This is a genomic window from Streptomyces flaveolus, assembly GCF_044765825.1.
Lineage (GTDB): Bacteria > Actinomycetota > Actinomycetes > Streptomycetales > Streptomycetaceae > Streptomyces > Streptomyces flaveolus.
Genome location: NZ_JBIWKU010000001.1, coordinates 704300 through 722486 on the forward strand (window position 1 = coordinate 704300; position 18187 = coordinate 722486).

The 18187-nt window shown below is 70.7% G+C and carries 15 protein-coding genes and 2 tRNA genes; 5 read left to right on the forward strand and 12 right to left on the reverse strand.

From position 1 onward, the window contains the following. Positions 1-8: 8 nt before the first annotated feature. The 5 genes from clpX to ACIRG6_RS03180 all read right to left on the reverse strand — a co-directional run bounded on the left by clpX (position 9) and on the right by ACIRG6_RS03180 (position 4869). Positions 9-1295, reverse strand: coding sequence for an ATP-dependent Clp protease ATP-binding subunit ClpX (clpX, locus tag ACIRG6_RS03160; protein WP_189234495.1), 1287 nt, complete (start codon positions 1293-1295; stop codon positions 9-11). A 191-nt stretch (positions 1296-1486) separates the two neighbouring features. Next, positions 1487-2167 (reverse strand): ATP-dependent Clp protease proteolytic subunit, encoded by a 681-nt coding sequence (locus ACIRG6_RS03165; RefSeq protein ID WP_308299267.1) that lies wholly within the window; start codon positions 2165-2167, stop codon positions 1487-1489. Positions 2168-2217: 50 nt separating this feature from the next. Further along, positions 2218-2823, reverse strand: a complete 606-nt coding sequence (locus ACIRG6_RS03170) for an ATP-dependent Clp protease proteolytic subunit (protein ID WP_030399935.1) — start codon at positions 2821-2823, stop codon at positions 2218-2220. Positions 2824-3173: 350 nt separating this feature from the next. Continuing rightward, positions 3174-4568, reverse strand: coding sequence for a trigger factor (gene tig / locus ACIRG6_RS03175; protein WP_403320429.1), 1395 nt, complete (start codon positions 4566-4568; stop codon positions 3174-3176). 224 nt (positions 4569-4792) lie between these two features. Next, a tRNA-Pro gene (locus ACIRG6_RS03180) sits at positions 4793-4869 on the reverse strand. Positions 4870-5058: 189 nt separating this feature from the next. On the opposite strand from ACIRG6_RS03180, the gene ACIRG6_RS03185 reads away from it, so the two are divergent. Continuing rightward, positions 5059-5129 (forward strand) — tRNA-Gly (locus ACIRG6_RS03185). A gap of 78 nt (positions 5130-5207) precedes the next feature. Here the strand turns inward: ACIRG6_RS03185 and ACIRG6_RS03190 are convergent. Continuing rightward, positions 5208-5402 carry a hypothetical protein gene (locus ACIRG6_RS03190; protein ID WP_123999966.1) on the reverse strand — a complete coding sequence of 65 codons (195 nt, stop codon included), beginning with the start codon at positions 5400-5402 and terminating at the stop codon, positions 5208-5210. A 566-nt stretch (positions 5403-5968) separates the two neighbouring features. Between ACIRG6_RS03190 and ACIRG6_RS03195 the strand changes: the two genes are divergently transcribed. Further along, a complete protein-coding gene (locus ACIRG6_RS03195; protein ID WP_350726595.1) occupies positions 5969-7099 on the forward strand; it encodes an acyltransferase family protein in 1131 nt (376 codons plus the stop codon). Here ACIRG6_RS03195 and ACIRG6_RS03200 read toward each other — a convergent pair. Together ACIRG6_RS03200 and ACIRG6_RS03205 are read right to left on the reverse strand one after the other, a co-directional pair. After that, positions 7096-7575 carry an HD domain-containing protein gene (locus ACIRG6_RS03200; protein ID WP_350726597.1) on the reverse strand — a complete coding sequence of 160 codons (480 nt, stop codon included), beginning with the start codon at positions 7573-7575 and terminating at the stop codon, positions 7096-7098. The genes ACIRG6_RS03195 and ACIRG6_RS03200 overlap by 4 nt on opposite strands. Positions 7576-7588: 13 nt before the next feature. Continuing rightward, the gene (locus ACIRG6_RS03205; protein ID WP_350726599.1) at positions 7589-8776 is read right to left on the reverse strand and encodes a PP2C family protein-serine/threonine phosphatase; all 1188 of its coding nucleotides are present in this window, start codon (positions 8774-8776) and stop codon (positions 7589-7591) included. 275 nt (positions 8777-9051) lie between these two features. Between ACIRG6_RS03205 and ACIRG6_RS03210 the strand changes: the two genes are divergently transcribed. After that, entirely contained in the window at positions 9052-10227 is a 1176-nt protein-coding gene (locus tag ACIRG6_RS03210; protein WP_364679718.1) for a GNAT family N-acetyltransferase, read from the forward strand. A 25-nt stretch (positions 10228-10252) separates the two neighbouring features. On the opposite strand, the gene ACIRG6_RS03215 is transcribed toward ACIRG6_RS03210, so the two are convergent. Together ACIRG6_RS03215 and ACIRG6_RS03220 are read right to left on the reverse strand one after the other, a co-directional pair. Continuing rightward, positions 10253-11077, reverse strand: coding sequence for an Fpg/Nei family DNA glycosylase (locus tag ACIRG6_RS03215; RefSeq protein WP_364679650.1), 825 nt, complete (start codon positions 11075-11077; stop codon positions 10253-10255). Positions 11078-11238: 161 nt separating this feature from the next. Beyond that, positions 11239-11724 (reverse strand): ribose-5-phosphate isomerase, encoded by a 486-nt coding sequence (locus ACIRG6_RS03220; protein WP_318218559.1) that lies wholly within the window; start codon positions 11722-11724, stop codon positions 11239-11241. Between the two features lie 206 nt (positions 11725-11930). Here ACIRG6_RS03220 and ACIRG6_RS03225 point away from each other — a divergent pair, with 206 nt between their 5' ends. Next, on the forward strand, positions 11931-13358 hold the full coding sequence (locus tag ACIRG6_RS03225; protein WP_364679653.1) for an amino acid permease: 1428 nt from the start codon (positions 11931-11933) through the stop codon (positions 13356-13358). 90 nt (positions 13359-13448) lie between these two features. Here the strand turns inward: ACIRG6_RS03225 and ACIRG6_RS03230 are convergent, their stop codons facing one another. Then, positions 13449-14030, reverse strand: a complete 582-nt coding sequence (locus ACIRG6_RS03230) for a biotin transporter BioY (RefSeq protein ID WP_364679656.1) — start codon at positions 14028-14030, stop codon at positions 13449-13451. Between the two features lie 401 nt (positions 14031-14431). Here ACIRG6_RS03230 and ACIRG6_RS03235 point away from each other — a divergent pair, with 401 nt between their 5' ends. After that, positions 14432-15814, forward strand: a complete 1383-nt coding sequence (locus ACIRG6_RS03235; protein ID WP_364679658.1) for an amino acid permease — start codon at positions 14432-14434, stop codon at positions 15812-15814. Positions 15815-15956: 142 nt separating this feature from the next. On the opposite strand, the gene ACIRG6_RS03240 is transcribed toward ACIRG6_RS03235, so the two are convergent. Continuing rightward, on the reverse strand, positions 15957-18164 hold the full coding sequence (locus ACIRG6_RS03240; protein WP_364679660.1) for a S1 family peptidase: 2208 nt from the start codon (positions 18162-18164) through the stop codon (positions 15957-15959). Positions 18165-18187: the final 23 nt, after the last annotated feature.

Sequence of the window (18187 nt, forward strand, 5' to 3'; positions counted from 1 at the left end):
GGCGACGGCTACGCCGTCTTCTGCTCGCCCGGGCCGCGGCCGCGCGAGTCGCGGGGGATGAGCGTCGGGTTGACGTTGGAGAGGACCACGTCGGCCGTGATGACGACGCGGGCGACGTCCTTGCGGGACGGGACCTCGTACATGACGCCCTGGAGGACTTCCTCCATGATGGCGCGCAGGCCGCGGGCGCCGGTCTGGCGGAGGATGGCCTGGTCGGCGATGGCCTCGAGGGCCTCGCGCTCGAAGTCCAGCTCCACGCCGTCGAGTTCGAACAGGCGCTGGTACTGCTTCACCAGCGCGTTGCGCGGCTCGACCAGGATCTGCAGCAGGGCCTCGCGGTCGAGGTTGTGGACCGAGGTGATGACCGGGAGACGGCCGATGAACTCGGGGATCATCCCGAACTTCACCAGGTCCTCCGGCATGACCTGCTCGAACTGGTCCTTGGACTCGATCTCCCGCTTGGAGCGGATCGTCGCGCCGAAGCCGATGCCCTTGGCGCCGGCCCGGCCCTCGATGATCTTCTCCAGGCCCGCGAAGGCACCGCCCACGATGAACAGCACGTTCGTCGTGTCGATCTGGATGAACTCCTGGTGCGGGTGCTTGCGCCCGCCCTGCGGCGGCACCGACGCCGTGGTGCCCTCGAGGATCTTGAGCAGGGCCTGCTGGACGCCCTCGCCGCTCACGTCGCGCGTGATCGACGGGTTTTCACTCTTCCGCGCGACCTTGTCGATCTCGTCGATGTAGATGATCCCGGTCTCGGCCTTCTTGACGTCGTAGTCCGCGGCCTGGATCAGCTTCAGCAGGATGTTCTCGACGTCCTCGCCGACGTACCCGGCCTCGGTGAGCGCCGTGGCGTCGGCGATCGCGAACGGGACGTTCAGCATGCGGGCGAGGGTCTGGGCCAGCAGGGTCTTGCCGGAGCCCGTGGGGCCCAGCAGCAGGATGTTGGACTTCGCCAGCTCGATGGCGTCCTCGCGGCCCTGGGCGCCGCCGTTCTCGCCGGCCTGGACGCGCTTGTAGTGGTTGTACACCGCCACGGAGAGGGCCTTCTTGGCCGCCTCCTGGCCCACCACGTACCCCTCGAGGAACTCGTAGATCTCGCGGGGCTTGGGGAGCTCCTCCCAGCGCACCTCGCTGGTCTCGGCGAGCTCTTCCTCGATGATCTCGTTGCAGAGATCGATGCACTCGTCGCAGATGTAGACACCGGGCCCTGCGATGAGCTTCTTGACCTGCTTCTGGCTCTTGCCGCAGAACGAGCACTTGAGCAGATCGCCGCCGTCACCGATGCGTGCCACGGTGTGCTTCCCCTTCGCCTGGGAGACCCCCAGCCGTCGACATGAGGTCGACGGCCGGCTGACTCCTGGTGCTGCCTTATGTCCGACGGTACCTTGCCGGGCCCCCCGTCCGGGCCCCCCTTGGCACGGTTCGCTTTGACGTGAACCGCGCCAAACCGTGCCAAGGGGCGGCAGACGTTACAGCCTCCCGCCTAGCGCAGGGAGGAGTTGTCCATCTTCCGGGTGGTGATGATCTGGTCGATCAGGCCGTAGCTCAGCGCGTCCTCGGCCGTGAGGATCTTGTCGCGCTCGATGTCCTCGCGGATCTTCTCGACCGGCGTGGTGGAGTGCTTGGCCAGCATCTCCTCCAGCTGCGCGCGCATGCGCAGGATCTCGTTGGCGGCGATCTCCAGGTCGGAGACCTGACCGCGGCCCGTCTCGCTGTACGGCTGGTGGATCAGGACGCGGGCGTTCGGCAGCGCCATGCGCTTGCCCGGCGTGCCGGCGGCCAGCAGGACGGCGGCGGCGGAGGCCGCCTGGCCCATGCAGACCGTCTGGATGTCCGGCTTCACGTACTGCATCGTGTCGTAGATCGCCGTGAGCGCCGTGAAGGAGCCGCCGGGGCTGTTGATGTAGACCGAGATGTCGCGGTCCGGGTCCATCGACTCCAGGCACAGCAGCTGGGCCATGACGTCGTTGGCGGAGGCGTCGTCGATCTGCACGCCGAGGAAGATCACGCGCTCCTCGAAGAGCTTCGCGTACGGGTCGTACTCGCGCACGCCCTGCGAGGTGCGCTCGACGAAGCGCGGGATGACGTAGCGGGACTCGGCGGACGGGCCGGTGTACTCGGCGCGCGTGCGGTCGTACAGGCCGCTGCCGGGGATGTCGTTCACAGTGTCTCCTGGAAAGAGGCTGAGGCGGTCGGCTCGGGGCGGTACGAGGCTCAGGCGCCCGTGCCGCCGCCGCCCGGCATGCCGGCGGCCGTCGCGATGACGTCGTCGATGAGGCCGTACTCCTTGGCCTCGAAGGCGTCGAACCAGCGGTCGCGGTCCGAGTCGCGGGTGATCTGCTCGACCGTCTGACCGGTGTGCTGGGACGTGAGCTCGGCCATGCGCTTCTTGGTGTGCAGCAGCCGCTCGGCGTGGATCTTGATGTCCGAGGCGGAGCCGGCCAGGCCGGCCGAGGGCTGGTGGATCAGGATCTCGGCGTTCGGCAGGGCGAAGCGCTTGCCGGGCGTGCCCGCGCTGAGCAGGAACTGTCCCATCGAGGCCGCGAGGCCCATGGCGATCGTCACCACGTCGTTCTTGATGTACTGCATGGTGTCGTAGATCGCCATGCCGGCCGTGATCGAACCGCCCGGGCTGTTGATGTAAAGGAAGATGTCCTTGTCCGGATCGGAGGCAAGGAGCAGCAGCTGTGCGGTGATCTTGTTGGCAATGTCGTCGTCCACGGGCTGGCCGAGGAAGATGATCCGCTCGCCGAGCAGTCGGTTGTAGACCTGGTCGCCGAGGCCACCACCGATGGAGGGCTCGCCGGCGGCTGAGGGCATCAGATTCGTCACGTATCCACCTGCTCGTCTTACGACGGCGCCGGGCCGTCTCACGTTTCCCTGCGGGGCTGGAAGCCGATTCGGAGACTCCCCTGCCCTCGTATTCATGGACCCTAACGCGGGGGGCCTGCGGTGCCATCCCGGTTCTGCGGGTGTTCGCCGGGGGCGTAGCCGTACGCGGATGCGGGATCTCGCCGTCGGGGCGCGAGCTCGTCGCCGGGTGCGGGTCCATTGTGGTCGCTCGCGCAGTTCCCCGCGCCCCTGGGTGGGCTGTCCGGCCGTACGACGAACGGGCCCCGGCGTCAGACGTCCGGGGCCCGTTTCACATCCGTCGGGGACGGCGCGAGGGATCAGCCCTCGGTCTTCTCGTCGGCCTTGTCGTCGGCGGACTCGGTGGTCTCGGCGGTGGCCTCGGCGGCCTCCGTCTCCTCCTCCTCGTCGTCCAGGTCGACGATCTCGCCGTTGGTGTCCTTGACCGTGGCCTTCTCGACCACGGCGGCCAGGGCCTTGCCGCGGGCGACCTCGCCGACGAGGAGCGGGACCTGGCCCTGCTCGACGACGGCCTGGGCGAACTGGTCGGGGGACATGCCGGAGGAGGCCGCGCGCCGCATGAGGTGCTCGGTGAGCTCCTCCTGGCTGACGTTGAGCTTCTCCTGCTTGACCAGCTCGTCGAGGACGAACTGGGTCTTGATGCCCTTGACCGCGGCCTCGCGGGTCTCGGCGTCGAACTCCTCGGCGGTCTTGCCCTGGAGCTCCAGGTACTTGTCGAGGGTGAGGCCCATCTGGCCGAGCTGGTGGTGCTCGAGGTTGTGCTTACGGGTGTTGATCTCGTCCTCGAGGAGCTTCTCGGGGACCGGGACCTCGACCAGCTCGAGCAGCTTGTCCAGCACGCGCTCCTGGGCCTGGGTGGCCTGGTCGTACTGCTTCATGTTGGCCAGGCGCTTGCGGCTGTCGGCCTTGAGCTCGTCCAGCGTGTCGAACTCCGACGCGAGCTGCGCGAAGTCGTCGTCCAGCTCGGGCAGCTCCCGCTTGGCGACCTGGGTGACCTTGACGGTGACCTCGGCCTCCTTGCCGGCCGCCGAGCCGCCCTTGAGCTCGGAGGTGAAGGTGGCCTCGCCACCGGCCTCCAGGCCCTTCACGGCGTCGTCGATGCCGTCCAGCAGCTCACCGGAGCCGATGGTGTAGGACACGCCGTCGGCGATGCCGTCCTCGAGGACCTCGCCGTCGACCTTGGCCTTCAGGTCGAGGGTGACCACGTCGCCGTCCTCGGCGGCGCGCTCCACCGGGGAGGTGGAGGCGAAGCGCTCGCGCAGCTGCTCGACCGACTTCTCGACGTCCTCGTCGCTGACCTCGACGGCGTCGACCTCGACCTCGATGCCGGAGTAGTCCGGGATCTCGACGGTCGGGCGGACGTCGACCTCGGCGGTGAAGTTCAGCGTCTCGCCGTCCTTCAGCTCCGTGATGTCGACCTCGGGCTGGCCGAGCGGGTTCAGCTCGGCCTCGTTGACCGCGTCGGTGTAGAACTTCGGAAGCGCGTCGTTGACCGCCTCCTCCAGGACCGCACCGCGGCCGAACCGCTGGTCGATGACCCGGGCCGGGATCTTGCCCTTGCGGAAGCCCTTCACCGTGACCTGCTGGTTGATCTTCTTGTACGCCGCGTCGAGGCTGTCCTTGAGCTCCTCGAAGGGCACCTCGACAGTGAGCCGAACCCGAGTCGGGTTCAGGGTCTCCACGGCGCTCTTCACGGTTCGGTCTCCTTGTGGCTGACTGCTTGGGTTCTGCCGGCGCGGAGGGCGTCCGGCGGATTTCGCCGCCCGGAGACTGCAGACTCTGAGACACACGGGCGTGCAGCTTGCATAGTAACGGCAGCGACTACACGGCCCAAAAGGCGATCACTCCCGATCGCCACCGGTGATCCGCGGGTGGTCCGCCCACGGGCCGCCGTCGATCTCGGTGGCCGGCCGGTGGATGGTCGGGGTGGCGGGATTTGAACCCACGGCCTTCCGCTCCCAAAGCGGACGCGCTACCAAGCTGCGCCACACCCCGTCTGGTGCGACACGTAGGGTACATGCCGCCGAGTGCCCGGGCCGCCGTCTTTTCCCGCGCGCGTTCCCCGCAAGGTTCTCCCGCGGGGGCGCGGACGCGGGGTGCGCACGGGAAGGGGTGTGCGGGGAGGGGGCACGACCCGCTACGATGCCTGCAGTGCCGCGGTCGCCGACCTGCGGTGCGCACTGTGCGGGCGTAGCTCAATGGTAGAGCCCCAGTCTTCCAAACTGGCTACGCGGGTTCGATTCCCGTCGCCCGCTCCGAGAGGCCTCCGGCCCGGTCCCCCGAGGGGACCGGGCCGGAGGCCTTTGTGCGCCGGGAGCGCGCCGGGGTGCGCCCTAGAACTGGATGGAGTTGATCGTCTCCGCTATCGAGTTCAGGAACCGCTGGATGTCGTCGGCCATGCCGGTCGAGGCCAGGAAGAAGCCGAAGAGGACCGCGACGATCGCGGGGCCCGCCTTGATGGAGCCTCCTCGCAGCAGCACCACCAGGATGATCGCCAACAGCAGCACCACTGACAATGAAATGGCCACAACTGATCACACCCTAGGTCGGTCCGCTCTCCCGGCCCGGGGATGCGACCCCGCGCACCCCCGCCAGAACCATCGTGCCACCAACCGGGCCCCGTCATGCGGCAGGTGACACATCGTCCGGCCGTTATCCGGCCAGACGCGCTCCCCGGCGCACGCGGGCAGGCCCGACAGGCACGCCCCGTACAGGAATTCGACACGACACCCGCACGGGGAATTCGAACTGTTCCGTTTCAATGAGCGCACAACGCGTTCGCAGGTATCTCGAATTGTCTTCACGGACCCGCGAGGGCCCCGAGCGCGCCCGCCGAAGACGACCGGACGCGGACATTCCAGCGGAGTCCCCCGGCGGGCTTATGCCTGCTTTAGTGCCGAAGAGTCATGACAATACGGGCCTGTTGGGCACCCGTTGACGCCCGGCGACAGCGGGGACTGTGGGACCTGTCACGTAATTCGGAGGGTCAACTCTCGCGGAATTCGGGGTAGTCGCGGAGAGCCCCATGAGACCGAATACGGGTGGGGCGGGGAGGGTTTTACGGGATCACTTGGACAACGCTAGGGTGCCTCAGATGTTCAACGCTGCCTCGTCCCCACCCAACGCAGCGAGGTCGACGACGGGTGCGGCCCCGTCCGGCGCGCGACGCGACGCGTTCTTCGACAACGCCAAGTACCTGGCGATCGTGCTGGTGGCCATGGGCCACTCCTGGGACCCGCTCAACGACGACAGCCGGGTCCTGGAGACGCTGTACACGGTGGTCTACGTCTTCCACATGCCGGCGTTCGTCATCATCTCCGGGTACTTCTCCCGGAGTTTCGACATGCGCCCCGACCGGGTCAGACGGCTGATCACCGGCGTCGCCGTGCCGTACGTCGTCTTCGAGACCGCCTACGCGCTCTTCCAGCGCTTCGCCGGGGACGATCCGCAGCACGTGATCAGCCTGCTGGACCCCTGGTACCTGACGTGGTTCCTGTGCGCGCTGTTCGTCTGGCGTCTGACCACCCCGCTGTGGAAGGCGATCCGCCACCCGCTGCCCGTCGCGCTGGGCGTCGCCATGCTGGCCTCGATGGCGCCGGAGATCGGTGACGACCTGGACATGCAGCGGCTGTTGCAGTTCCTGCCCTGCTTCGTGCTGGGCCTGTGCCTGCGGCCCGAGCACTTCCGTCTGGTGCGGCGCCGTTCGGTGCGGATCGCGTCGGTGCCGGTGTTCGCGGCCGCGCTGCTCGTCGGCTGGTGGGCGTCGCCGCACATGGACCTGGGCTGGGTGTACCGCAACTCCGCCGCGCAGGAGATGGGCGCCCCGTGGTGGACCGGACCGGTCATGGTGCTCGCGCTCTTCGGCTGCTCGGTGCTGCTGACGGCCTGCTTCTTCTCCTGGGTGCCGGGCCGGCGCACCTGGTTCACGGCGCTGGGCACGGGCACGCTGTACGGCTATCTCCTGCACGGTTTCCTGATCAAGGCCGGCTACTACACCGGCCTCTTCGACCAGCCCGCGCTGCACCGGCCGCTGGGTGAGTTCGCCGCGACGGTCCTGGCCGCGGCGGCCGTCACGCTGCTGTGCACCAGGCCCGTGCGGCGCGTCTTCCGGTGCGTGATGGAACCGGGGATGGAGTGGGCGTTCAGGCGGGAAGCCGTCGCGCCGGCGCCCGGACGCGGGGAACGCCTGCGGGCGGACGAGAAGCGCGAGAAGGTTCCGGCCTAGCCGCGCAGGCCGAGAAGGGCGCGCATCCGGGCGTACTTCTCGGTCAGCCGTGCGCGGGTCGCCCCGTCGAGGACCGCCAGCCGCGCCGGGTCCGCGTTGTGCGCCAGGTCCGCCTCCTTGACCAGCAGCGCGCCGGGCGTGGCGAGGATGCGCGCGGCGTACGCCTCGGGCGGCTCCCCGGCGCGTTTGGTGAGCGCGAGCACGATGTCCTTGGTGCGGGTGCTCAGCGCGGCCTCGCGCAGCCATCGTTGCGACAGCGCGTCGTCCTCGACCGAGTCGTGCAGCCAGGCCGCGGCGATCTGCTCGTCGTCCCCGCCGCGCCGCCGGACGCCCTCGGCGACGGCCAGCAGGTGTTCGGCGTACGGCCGTCCGGCCTTGTCGGTCTGTCCGGCGTGGGCGGCGCGGGCGGTGGCCTCGACGTCGGCCAGGGAGAGCCGGCCGGTGGGCCCGGGGGTGGGTGACGGGGTGCGGGACACGCGGTCCAGTGTGTCAGTCCGCCGCCGTCGTCCACTGGGCCGTCGGGCCCTCGCGGCAGATCAGCAGGAGCGCCCGGTCGTCGTTGACGTCCTTGGCCACCGCCTCGATCAGGTGCCAGGCGGCGCCGTGGAAGCCGCCGGCGACATAGCGGTCGGCCTCACCGGTGAGGCGGTCGATGCCCTCGGCGATGTCGCGGTCGGAGGTCTCCACCAGACCGTCCGTGAACAGCATCAACACGTCTCCGGGGCGCAGCGAGCCCTTCACCGGGTCGAACTGGGCACCGTCGTACACGCCCAGCAGCGGTCCCTCGGCGGACTTCTCCTCCCAGCGGCCGGTGCCCGCGCTGAGCTGGAGGCCCGGCGGATGTCCGGCGGAGTACAGCTCGTAGTCGCCGGAGTCGAGGTCCAGGACGAGGTGGATGGAGGTGGCGAAGCCCTCGTCCCAGTCCTGCCGGAGCAGATAGCCGTTGGCGGCCGGCAGGAAGGAGTGCGGGGGCAGGCTGCCCAGCAGTCCGCCGAAGGCGCCCGACAGCAGCAGCGCGCGGGAGCCCGCGTCCATGCCCTTGCCGGACACGTCGGTGAGGACGACCTCCAGGGTCCGGCCGCCGTTGGTGCGGGCCGCGACCACGAAGTCGCCGGAGAAGGACTGGCCGCCGGCCGGGCGCAGCGCCATCTCCCGGTGCCAGCCCTGCGGCAGCTGGGGCAGCTTGCTCTGGACGCGGATGCGTTCGCGAAGGTCGAAGAGCATGGTGCCGCCGCGCCGCCAGGGCACGCCGACCCGGCTGCGGAACTGGGCGATCAGCAGCCCGAAGAAACCGCAGGCCGCGACGACCAGGACCACGCCGGGGGTGACCCGGGAGGGGCCCTCGGTGTAGGGGCCCAGCTGCACCGACTCCACGATCAGGGCGGTGGCCGCCGCCGCGTACAGACCGAGCAGGCTCGCCGGGCGCAGCAGCAGACCGCCCGCGACGATCGGCAGCACCAGCGCGGCCGGTGAGCACCACACGGAGTTCACCATCGTGGTGGCCGCGATGACGGGGATCATCAGCAGCAGCCCGGCGAGCGCGATCCAGTCCGAGCCGTCGCCGCGGAAGTAGTCGACGGCGGATCTGCGCATGCCGACGCGGGCCCGGTGCCACTGCTTGTTCCACCGTGCCGTGAACGTCTCGGCTTCCGCGCGCCGCTGTCGTCCTGCTGCCATTAGTTCGGGACCCTATCCATCGGACCGGTCGCTCGGCACGGGAGGTCCTACTTGTCCCCCGTCCGAGGCCGGACTTCACAGTGAACTTCACGAACGGCCGTCGCGCCGCAACCTGGCGGAAATTCCCTCGCCCGTCCTTGCGGGCCCCTGGTAGGCATGGGGCCATGGGCAATGACGGCATCGGCCGGATCGGCGGCAGCGGCAACACCGGCGGGTTCGACCCCACGAGCGGGCTGCGCGTGCTGCGGCCGGACGAATGGGACACGTGGTACGGAATGCTGATCCGTGCCTTCGGCGGCGTCCCGGAACCCGCCGAGGAGCTGGCACTGTACCGGGAGCTGACGCGGTGCGACCGCTCCCTCGGCGTGTGGGACGGGGACGAGTGCGTCGGGACGTCGGGCGCGTTCGCGTTCCGGATGACCGTGCCCGGCGGTGCGCTGGTGTCCGCCGCGGGGGTCACCATGGTCGGCGTCGCCGCCACCCACCGGCGCCGGGGCGTGCTGACGTCGATGATGCGACGGCAACTGGACGACGTACGGTCCTGGGGCGAGCCGCTGGCCGTGCTGACGGCCTCGGAACCGGCGATCTACGGCCGGTTCGGCTACGGCGCCGCGACCTTCCAGGTGAACGCCGAGATCGAGACGGACCGGGTCCGCCTGTCGGTGCCGGACGGGACGGACGACGTACGGCTGCGGTACGCCGAGCCCGCGGACGTCCTCGACGAGTGCGAGGCCGTGTACGCGCGGCTGGTGCCCGGGCGGCCGGGGATGCTGGCCCGGCTGCCCGGCTGGGAGCGGCTGGGACTGCTGGACCCGGAGAGCAGCCGGGACGGCGCGTCGCCGCTGCAGTGCGTGGTCGCCCGGCGGGACGGGGAGGTCACGGGGTACGCGCGGTTCCGGGTGCGGCCGGACTGGGGGCCCTCGGGGCCCGACGGCACGGTCGTCCTGCAGGACCTGGCGGGGCTGGACCCGGCGACCCGGTCGGCGCTGTGGCGCTTCCTGTTCGGCATCGACCTGACGACGAAGCTGACCATGCGCGGGCGGCCGGTCGACGAGGCGTGGCAGTACCAGGTGTCCGACATCCGGCGGTGCCGGCCGCAGCTGCGGGACGCGCTGTACGTGCGTCTGGTGGATGTGGGGGCCGCGCTGGCGGCGCGTACCTACCAGGCGCCGGTGGACGTCGTGTTCGAGGTCGAGGACGCCTTCTGCCCCTGGAACGAGGGGCGTTGGCGGCTGTCGGGGGACGCGAAGGGAGCGTCCTGCGAGCGTACGTCCGACGCGGCGGATCTCGCCCTGTCCGTACGGGAGTTGGGGGCGGCCTACCTCGGGGGCGTCACCCTGGGCTCGCTGGGCGCGGCCGGGCGGGTGCGGGAGCTGCGGTCCGGTGCGCTGGCGGAGGCGTCGGTGGGGTTCGCGTCGGACGTGGCGCCGTGGCTGCCGCACGGGTTCTGACGGCCGGGGCTGCCCCGGTCGGCGGTCAGTTCTTCTGACAGGTCGGGCACCAGAAGAGGTTGCGGGCGGCGAGGCCGGCGGTGCGGACGGCGTCGCCGCACAGGTGGCAGGGGCCGCCGGTGCGGCGGTAGACGTAGACCTCGCCGCCGTGGTCGTCGACGCGGGGCGGGCGGCCCATGGCCTCGGGGGTGTGCTCCGGGCGGACGGTGTCGATGCGGTTGTTGCGGACGCCCTCGCGCATGAGCTCGACGAGGTCGCGCCAGATCGTGTCCCACTCGGCGGGGGTGATGTCCCGGCCGGGGCGGTACGGGTCGATGCCGTGCCGGAAGAGGACCTCGGCGCGGTAGACGTTGCCGACGCCGGCGACGACCTTCTGGTCCATGAGCAGCGCGGCGATGGTGGTGCGGCTGCGGGAGATCCGGGCGTAGGCGGTGCGGGGGTCGTTGCCGTCGCCCGGGGGACGCAGCGGGTCGGGGCCGAGGCGGTCGTGTACGGCCTGCTTCTCGGGGTCCGTGATCAGGGCGCAGGTGGTGGGGCCGCGGAGGTCGACGTAGGCGGTGTCGTTGACGAGGCGGAGGCGGACGGTGTCCGTGGGCGGGGGCGCGGGGGTCTCACCGAAGGCGACCTTGCCGAAGAGGCCGAGGTGGATGTGGACCCAGTCGGTTCCGGCGGCGCCGAAGCCGAGGAAGAGGTGCTTGCCGTGGGCCTCGGTGCGGGTGAGTTCCGTGCCGGTGAGGAGGGCGGCGGCGTCGGAGAACTTGCCCTGGGGGCTGCTGACGTGCACTGCCGTGCCGGCGAAGGCGGTGGCGTAGTCCTGGGCCAGCCTGTGGATCGTGTGCCCCTCTGGCACGGGGGTCCTTTCGTGGTCTTTCCCCATCCGTCCGCCCGACTCGGTCGGCCGGGAGGCGGGACTCGTCTCCGGGGCTCCGCCCCGGACCCCGGCGGGGACTCCGTCCCCTGCGCCCCTCCCCCGTGCTCACGCAGCGGGGGAAGGCCGCCCGGGCGACGTCGTTACTGCTGCGGGTGGTGCGGGGGGATGGGCGGGAGGTCGCCCGTCGTTTCGTAGGACGACAGCATGTCGATGCGGCGGATGTGGCGCTCGTCACCGGAGAACGGGGTCGCGAGGAAGGTCTCGACGAACTTCGTCGCCTCCTCCTGCGAGTGCATGCGCGCGCCGACGGCCACGACGTTGGCGTTGTTGTGCTGGCGGCCGAGGGACGCCGTCTCCTCGCTCCAGGCCAGCGCCGCACGGACGCCCTTGACCTTGTTCGCCGCGATCTGCTCGCCGTTGCCGGAGCCGCCGATCACGATGCCGAGGGCGTCGGGGTCCGCGGCCGTCCGCTCGGCCGCGCGGAGGCAGAAGGGCGGGTAGTCGTCCTGGGCGTCGTAGAGGTGCGGGCCGCAGTCGACGGGCTCGTGGCCCGCCGCCTTGAGCCACTCGACGAGGTGGTTCTTGAGTTCGTAGCCCGCATGGTCGGAGCCGAGATACACGCGCATGCGTCGAGTGTGACACGCGGGCCGCGGGGAAGCAGCGTCGGGTGTCGGCTGTGAAAAGAGGGAGAGAAGCTGTGGAACCTCAGGGGGAGCTCAAGTAACGATCCGGAATCAAAGGTTCCCGAATTCGTTCACCTCCGTTTCACTGGTCCGGCTCGTACACCGCTCGTACGGGTAAATGATCGACCGGCGCAAAGGAAAAACACCCCATGACTTCGCAGCCGACCCTGACAAAGGCCGGGAACGGCCCCGGAGACCCCGGAGAACCCGGGTCCGGGCTCCAGGCCGGACTCAAGAACCGCCACCTTTCGATGATCGCCATTGGCGGTGTCATCGGGGCCGGGCTGTTCGTGGGATCCAGTTCCGGTATCGCCACGGCCGGACCCGGCATTCTCCTGTCGTACGCCCTCGTCGGCACCCTCGTGGTGTTCGTGATGCGGATGCTCGGCGAGATGTCCGCCGCCAATCCGACGTCCGGTTCCTTCTCCGCGCACGCCGACCGCGCGCTCGGGCCCTGGGCCGGGTTCTCCATCGGCTGGCTCTACTGGTTCTTCTGGGTCGTCGTGCTGGCCGTGGAGGCGACCGCCGGCGCCAAGATCCTCGAAGGCTGGATACCGGCCGTGCCCCAGTGGGGCTGGGCTCTCATCGTGATGGTGGTGCTGACCGCCACCAACCTCGCCTCGGTCGGTTCCTACGGCGAGTTCGAGTTCTGGTTCGCCGGGATCAAGGTCGTCGCGATCGCCGCGTTCATCGTCGTCGGCGGACTGGCCGTCTTCGGCGTGCTGCCGGGCGTCGACAGCGACCAGGCGGGGCTGTCCAATCTGACCGCGCACGGCGGGTTCCTGCCACACGGCCCGGGAGCCGTCCTCACCGGCGTGCTGCTGGTCGTCTTCTCCTTCATGGGCAGCGAGATCCCCACCCTGGCCGCCGGTGAGTCCGAGGACCCGCAGCGGGCCGTGACCAAGGCGACGAACAGCATCATCTGGCGTATCGCCGTCTTCTACCTCGGTTCCATCTTCGTCGTCGTGACCCTGCTGCCGTGGGACTCCCAGTCGATCGTCGACCTGGGCTCCTACGTCGCCGCCCTCGACTCGCTCGGGATCCCGAACGCCGGTGAGGTCATGAACTTCATCGTGCTGACGTCCGTGCTGTCCTGCCTCAACTCCGGGCTGTACACGGCGTCCCGCATGGCCTTCTCGCTCGGCCAGCGCGGGGACGCGCCGAAGGCGTTCGCCCGGACCACCCGGCGCGGGGTGCCGCAGACGGCGATCCTCTCGTCCGTCGTCTTCGGCTTCGTCGCGGTCTTCTTCAACTACAAGTTCCCCGACACGGTCTTCCTCTTCCTGCTCAACTCGTCGGGCGCCGTGGCGCTCTTCGTCTGGCTGGTCATCTGCTTCTCGCAGCTGCGGCTGCGGAAGATCATCCAGGCCGAGGCGCCGGAGAAGCTGGTCGTGCGGATGTGGCTGTACCCGTACCTGACCTGGGTGACCGCCGCGGTCATCGTCTTCGTGCTGGGCTACATGCTGACCGACACCGAGCACGACGGGCGCACCACGGTGCTGCTGACGCTGCTCGTCGCGGCGATCGTGGTCGTCATCGCCGTCATGAAGCAGCGGGTCGTCGCCCGCAGGAGCTGACGGACCCGTCGCCGTACGGCGGGAAGACGAAGAGGCTCGCCGGGTCGTACTGCGACCGGGCGAGCCTCTTGCGTGTCGGCGGCTACGGCGTCACCGCTTGCCGGCCAGCTTCCAGGCGGCCGGCAGCACGCCCATGGCCAGGGCGGCCTTGAGGGCGTCGCCGATCAGGAACGGCGTGAGGCCGGCCGCGACCGCGGCGCTGAGGGACATGTCGGCGGCGAGGGCCAGGTACGGGACGCCGACGGCGTAGATGATCGCCTCGCCCAGCAGCATCGTGCCGGCCGTGCGCAGCATCGAGCGGTCGGCGCCGCGGCGGGCGAGGGCGCCCACGACCGTGGCGGCGAGCAGCATGCCGAAGACATAGCCGAGGGACGGGGCGCCGGTGCCGGAACCGCCCTCCGCGAACCACGGCACGCCCGCCATGCCCACCAGCGCGTACAGCGCGAGGGACAGCAGGCCGCGGCCGGCGCCGAGGGAGGTGCCGACGAGCAGCGCCGCGAAGGTCTGGCCGGTCACCGGCACCGGGGAGCCGGGGACGGGCACCGCGATCTGGGCGGCGAGGCCGGTGAGCACGGCGCCGCCCGCCACGAGCGCGATGTCACGGACTCGGGAGGAGGGGATGAGGTCGGCGAGGACCTGCCCGGTGCGGGCGGGGACGGCAGCGGTGCTCATGGGGACTCCGCGGTGGTGTGGACATGTCGGGACACCGCGACGCTATCCCAGCGGCCCGGAGCCGATCACGAGCAGCGCTCGACAAAGGCCGGATCGAGGGCTTGGTGGGCTTCCGACAAAGAACGCCGGGCACACGCGGTCCGGGGTGATACCGGTCACTGAGGTGGGGAGGTGAGCGTCACCCCCGGGGCGGCGGGCACCGGCTGTGGAGTCCCGCCAAAGACCGCGGAGCCGCGGAGGGCCGGGGACCCGTGGAGGACGACGGCACCGACGGGCTACCGGACCGTCACGTTCCGTATTGCGGTCGTCCGCATGGTGGGCAGCCGCTGTCGCAGGGTGGCGGCACCGCCGAGACTGTGGGCGTTTTACCCCCGTCCCCCACGCATTGGACGAGCCGCACGATGTCCAACAGCACCACCACCGAGGCGCCGCCGCAGCCGGACGGCGCCTCCCTCTCGCACGGCCTCAAGCAGCGCCACCTGTCGATGATCGCCCTCGGCGGTGTCATCGGCGCCGGGCTGTTCGTCGGGTCCGGGGCCGGCATCGCCGCCGCCGGGCCGTCGATCGTCGTCGCCTACACCCTCTCCGGTCTCCTCGTGATGCTGGTGATGCGGATGCTGGGCGAGATGTCCGCCGCGTATCCCTCGTCGGGCTCCTTCTCCGCCCACGCCGAGCGGGCGATCGGCCCCTGGGCCGGTTTCACCGCGGGCTGGTCGTTCTGGGTGCTGCTGTGCACGGCCGTCGGCCTGGAGGGCATCGGCGCGGCCCAGATCGTGCACGGCTGGCTGCCGGGCACGCCCGAGTGGGCGTGGGTGGCGCTGTTCATGGTGGTGTTCTGCGGGACGAACCTGGCCGCCGTGAAGAACTTCGGCGAGTTCGAGTTCTGGTTCGCCACCCTCAAGGTCGGCGCGATCTCGCTGTTCCTGGTGCTCGGCGTGCTGGCGATCGCCGGCGTCCTGCCCGGCACCGACTCCCCCGGCGCCTCCCATCTGAACGACTTCCTGCCGAACGGCGGCAACGGCCTGATCATCGGCCTGCTCGCCTCGGTGTTCGCCTACGGCGGCCTGGAGACGGTCACCATCGCCGCGGCCGAGTCGGAGAACCCGGTCAAGGGCGTGGCGAGCGCCGTGCGCACGGCGATGTGGCGGATCGCGCTGTTCTACATCGGCTCGATGGCGGTGATCGTCACCCTGGTGCCCTGGGACTCCGAGGAGGTCGTGGCGAAGGGCCCGTACGTCGCCGCCCTCGACGAGCTCGGCATCCCGGGCGCCGGTCAGCTGATGAACGTCGTCGTGCTGGTCGCGCTGCTGAGCGCGATGAACGCCAACATCTACGGAGCCTCGCGCATCGGCTACTCGCTGGTCGAGCGCGGCCAGGGCCCGAAGGCGCTGGGCCGGGTGTCGGGCGGGGTGCCGCGGATCGCGGTCCTCGTCTCCTCGGTCTTCGGCTTCGGCTGCGTGCTGCTCAGCTACTGGCGGCCGGACGACGTCTTCTCCTGGCTGTTGAACATGATCGGCGCGGTCATCCTGGTCGTCTGGATCTTCATCGCCGTCTCGCAGCTGCGGCTGCGGCGCCGTCTGGAGCGCGAGGCGCCCGAGAAGCTGGTGGTGCGCATGTGGGCGTTCCCGTGGCTGACCTGGGTGGCACTGGCGGGCATGGCCACGGTGTTCGTGCTGATGGCCCGGGAACCGGACACGCGGGTGCAGCTGTACTCGACGGGCGGAATGACGCTGGTCCTGGCCGCCATCGGCTACGCCTGGCAGCGGCGGCGGGCGCGCGCCTAGCCCTCACGGCTCCTTCCGTCGGGGTCGCCCCCGCGGCCCCGCCGAGCCGAAGCCCGGCGGGGCCGAGAAGCGCCCGCCCCCGAACCGACCGGCAGCGTCACCGGACGGTCCCCCGGGGGCTCATGGCGTACGACGGCAGCCGTTACCCCACGGAGTACCCGAAGTAGTCGCCGTTGGCAGGCAGTCCGCCCTTGCCCGGCTGGTACGTGGTCGCCGGCAGGCTCGTACCGCCCGGCACGGCGTTCGGGAAGGGCAGGACGTGCAGGGCCCCGGTGGCGGTGGGCCCGTAGGGCATACCGGCGTAGAGGTTCCGCGGCGTGAAGAGGATGCTCGTGCCCAGCTTCTCGCCCTCACCCGGGGTACCAGGGATGCCGTCGCCGTCGCCGGCCTCGATCCACAGGTCGTTGGCGCCAGCCGCGTCCATCAGCGAGAAGGTGTGGATGGCACCGGCGTCGCTGAAGCCCGCGAGGTCCTCACCGGGTGCGCCCACGGCGATCTTCAGCGTGTCGGCCGAACCGACCTTCCGGGGAGCGGTGTTGACCGCGCTGAGGGACGCGCCCACGGAGTCACCGGCCTCGATCGTGCCGGAACGGTCGTCGGTCGCGGAGCCCTGGTTGAGCGCGTGCAGGTAGTCCCAGGTGCCGTTGGCGTAGAAGTGCAGGAGTACGACGTTGCCCGCGCCGGCCGCCTGCGCGGCGCCGGTCTCAGGGGCCAGGGCCTCGCCGGGCGCGCCGATGGCGAGGATCGAGTCGGTCGCCGTGGCCGCACCGGACGGGCGGTAGGCGACCAGCGCGAGGGCCTGGCCGAACTTGTCACCGGCCTCGGCGGCGCCGCTGATCTTCTCGTTGTCCTGGTCCAGGCCCGCGACCACGGTGGGCCGTCCGGTGGCGTCCAGCTTGTGGCTGAGCACGGCCAGGTTGCCGGCGTTCGCGTTACCGCCGATGGCGTCACCGGGAGCGCCGATGGCGATGAAGTTGGAGTCGCCCGCGACGGACGTGCCGAAGGCGTCGTTGGCCTCGGCCGCGCCGGGGACGCCCGCGGTGTCCTGGTTGATGGCGATGTTGGTGTCGCCGTGCACGTAGAAGGCAGCGCCCGCCTTGGCGAGCGAGCCGAGCGCCTCGCCCGGCGTGCCGATCAGGACCCACGGCTCGCCCGCGGCGGTGGTGCCCGCGGCGAGGGAGGCACCCATGCGGTCGCCGGTCTCCGGCGCGGAGCCCTTGATGGAGCCGTTGCCGGAGCCCTGTTCGAAGTGGCGGGTGGCCGGTCCGCTGCCGAGGCCGTTCTTGCCGCCGAACAGGATGTCGACGAAGCCGGCGTCGACCGCGCTGCCGACGTTCTCCTCGGACGCGGAGACGACGAGGTCGGTGTAGCCGTCCTCGTTGTAGTCGACGGTCGCGAGGTGGTTGCCGAAGTGGTCCCCGGCCTCGGTGCCGCCGGGCACCCAGTCGAGGTCCTGGGTGATCTCGGCGGTGCCCTTGCCGCCGCCGTGGACGACCCGGACGAGACCCGCGGTGGTGTCGCCGCCGACCGTGGCCATCGGGTCGCCGATGGCGATGTCCTCGACGGCGTCGCCGTTGAAGTCGACGATGCGGGTGGCGCCGACCGCCGCGTCGATCCAGGAGGCGAGGTCGTCGACGCGCGCGATGACGCCCGCGGTGGAGGTCTGGGTCTCGTCGATGCCGAGGCAGCCGCCCTGGAAGGACTGGCTGTTGAGGCCGACCAGCTTGCCGCCGGAGATGACCGGGCCGCCGGTGTCGCCCATGCAGGCGGCCGCGCCGCCCTTGCCGGTGACGCCCGCGGAGGTGGCCGCGGTGGAGTCGACGGTGTAGGTGCCGGTGTGCAGCTGGAGCGGCGCCCATTCGGTCTTCGTACGGCCGTATCCGGCGAAGGTCAGCTCCGCGCCGGCCGCGGGCGCGGTGGTGGCGAGCTGGGCCGGGGTCACGTTGGTGACGGGCCGGTTGAGGCGGGCCAGGACCACATCGCGGTCCGTGCGCGGCACGATCTCGACGACGCGGCGCTCGGCGCCCTGCGTGCCGGAGAGGTCGGAGCGGCCGATGACTGCGGTGGTCGCCTTGGCGGGGACGCCGGCCGGGACGGCGAGCGAGGCGGCCGGGTTCTCGGCGAAGCAGCTGGCCGCGGTGAGCAGCCATTCGGCGTCGACGAGGACGGCGGAGCAGCCGCGGTCGTGGTCGCCGATGACGATCTGCGCGGTGTAGGCGTGCGTGGTGTCCGAGCCGGCGACCGGTGTGCCGCCGGTGATGGCGACGGCGGGCGCCGTGCTCAGCGCCAGCGACCCGGCGGCCAGGACCGCGCCGAGCGCGGCCAGACGGGGACGTCCGATGGAAGACATACGAGTGGTTTCCTCATTCACGG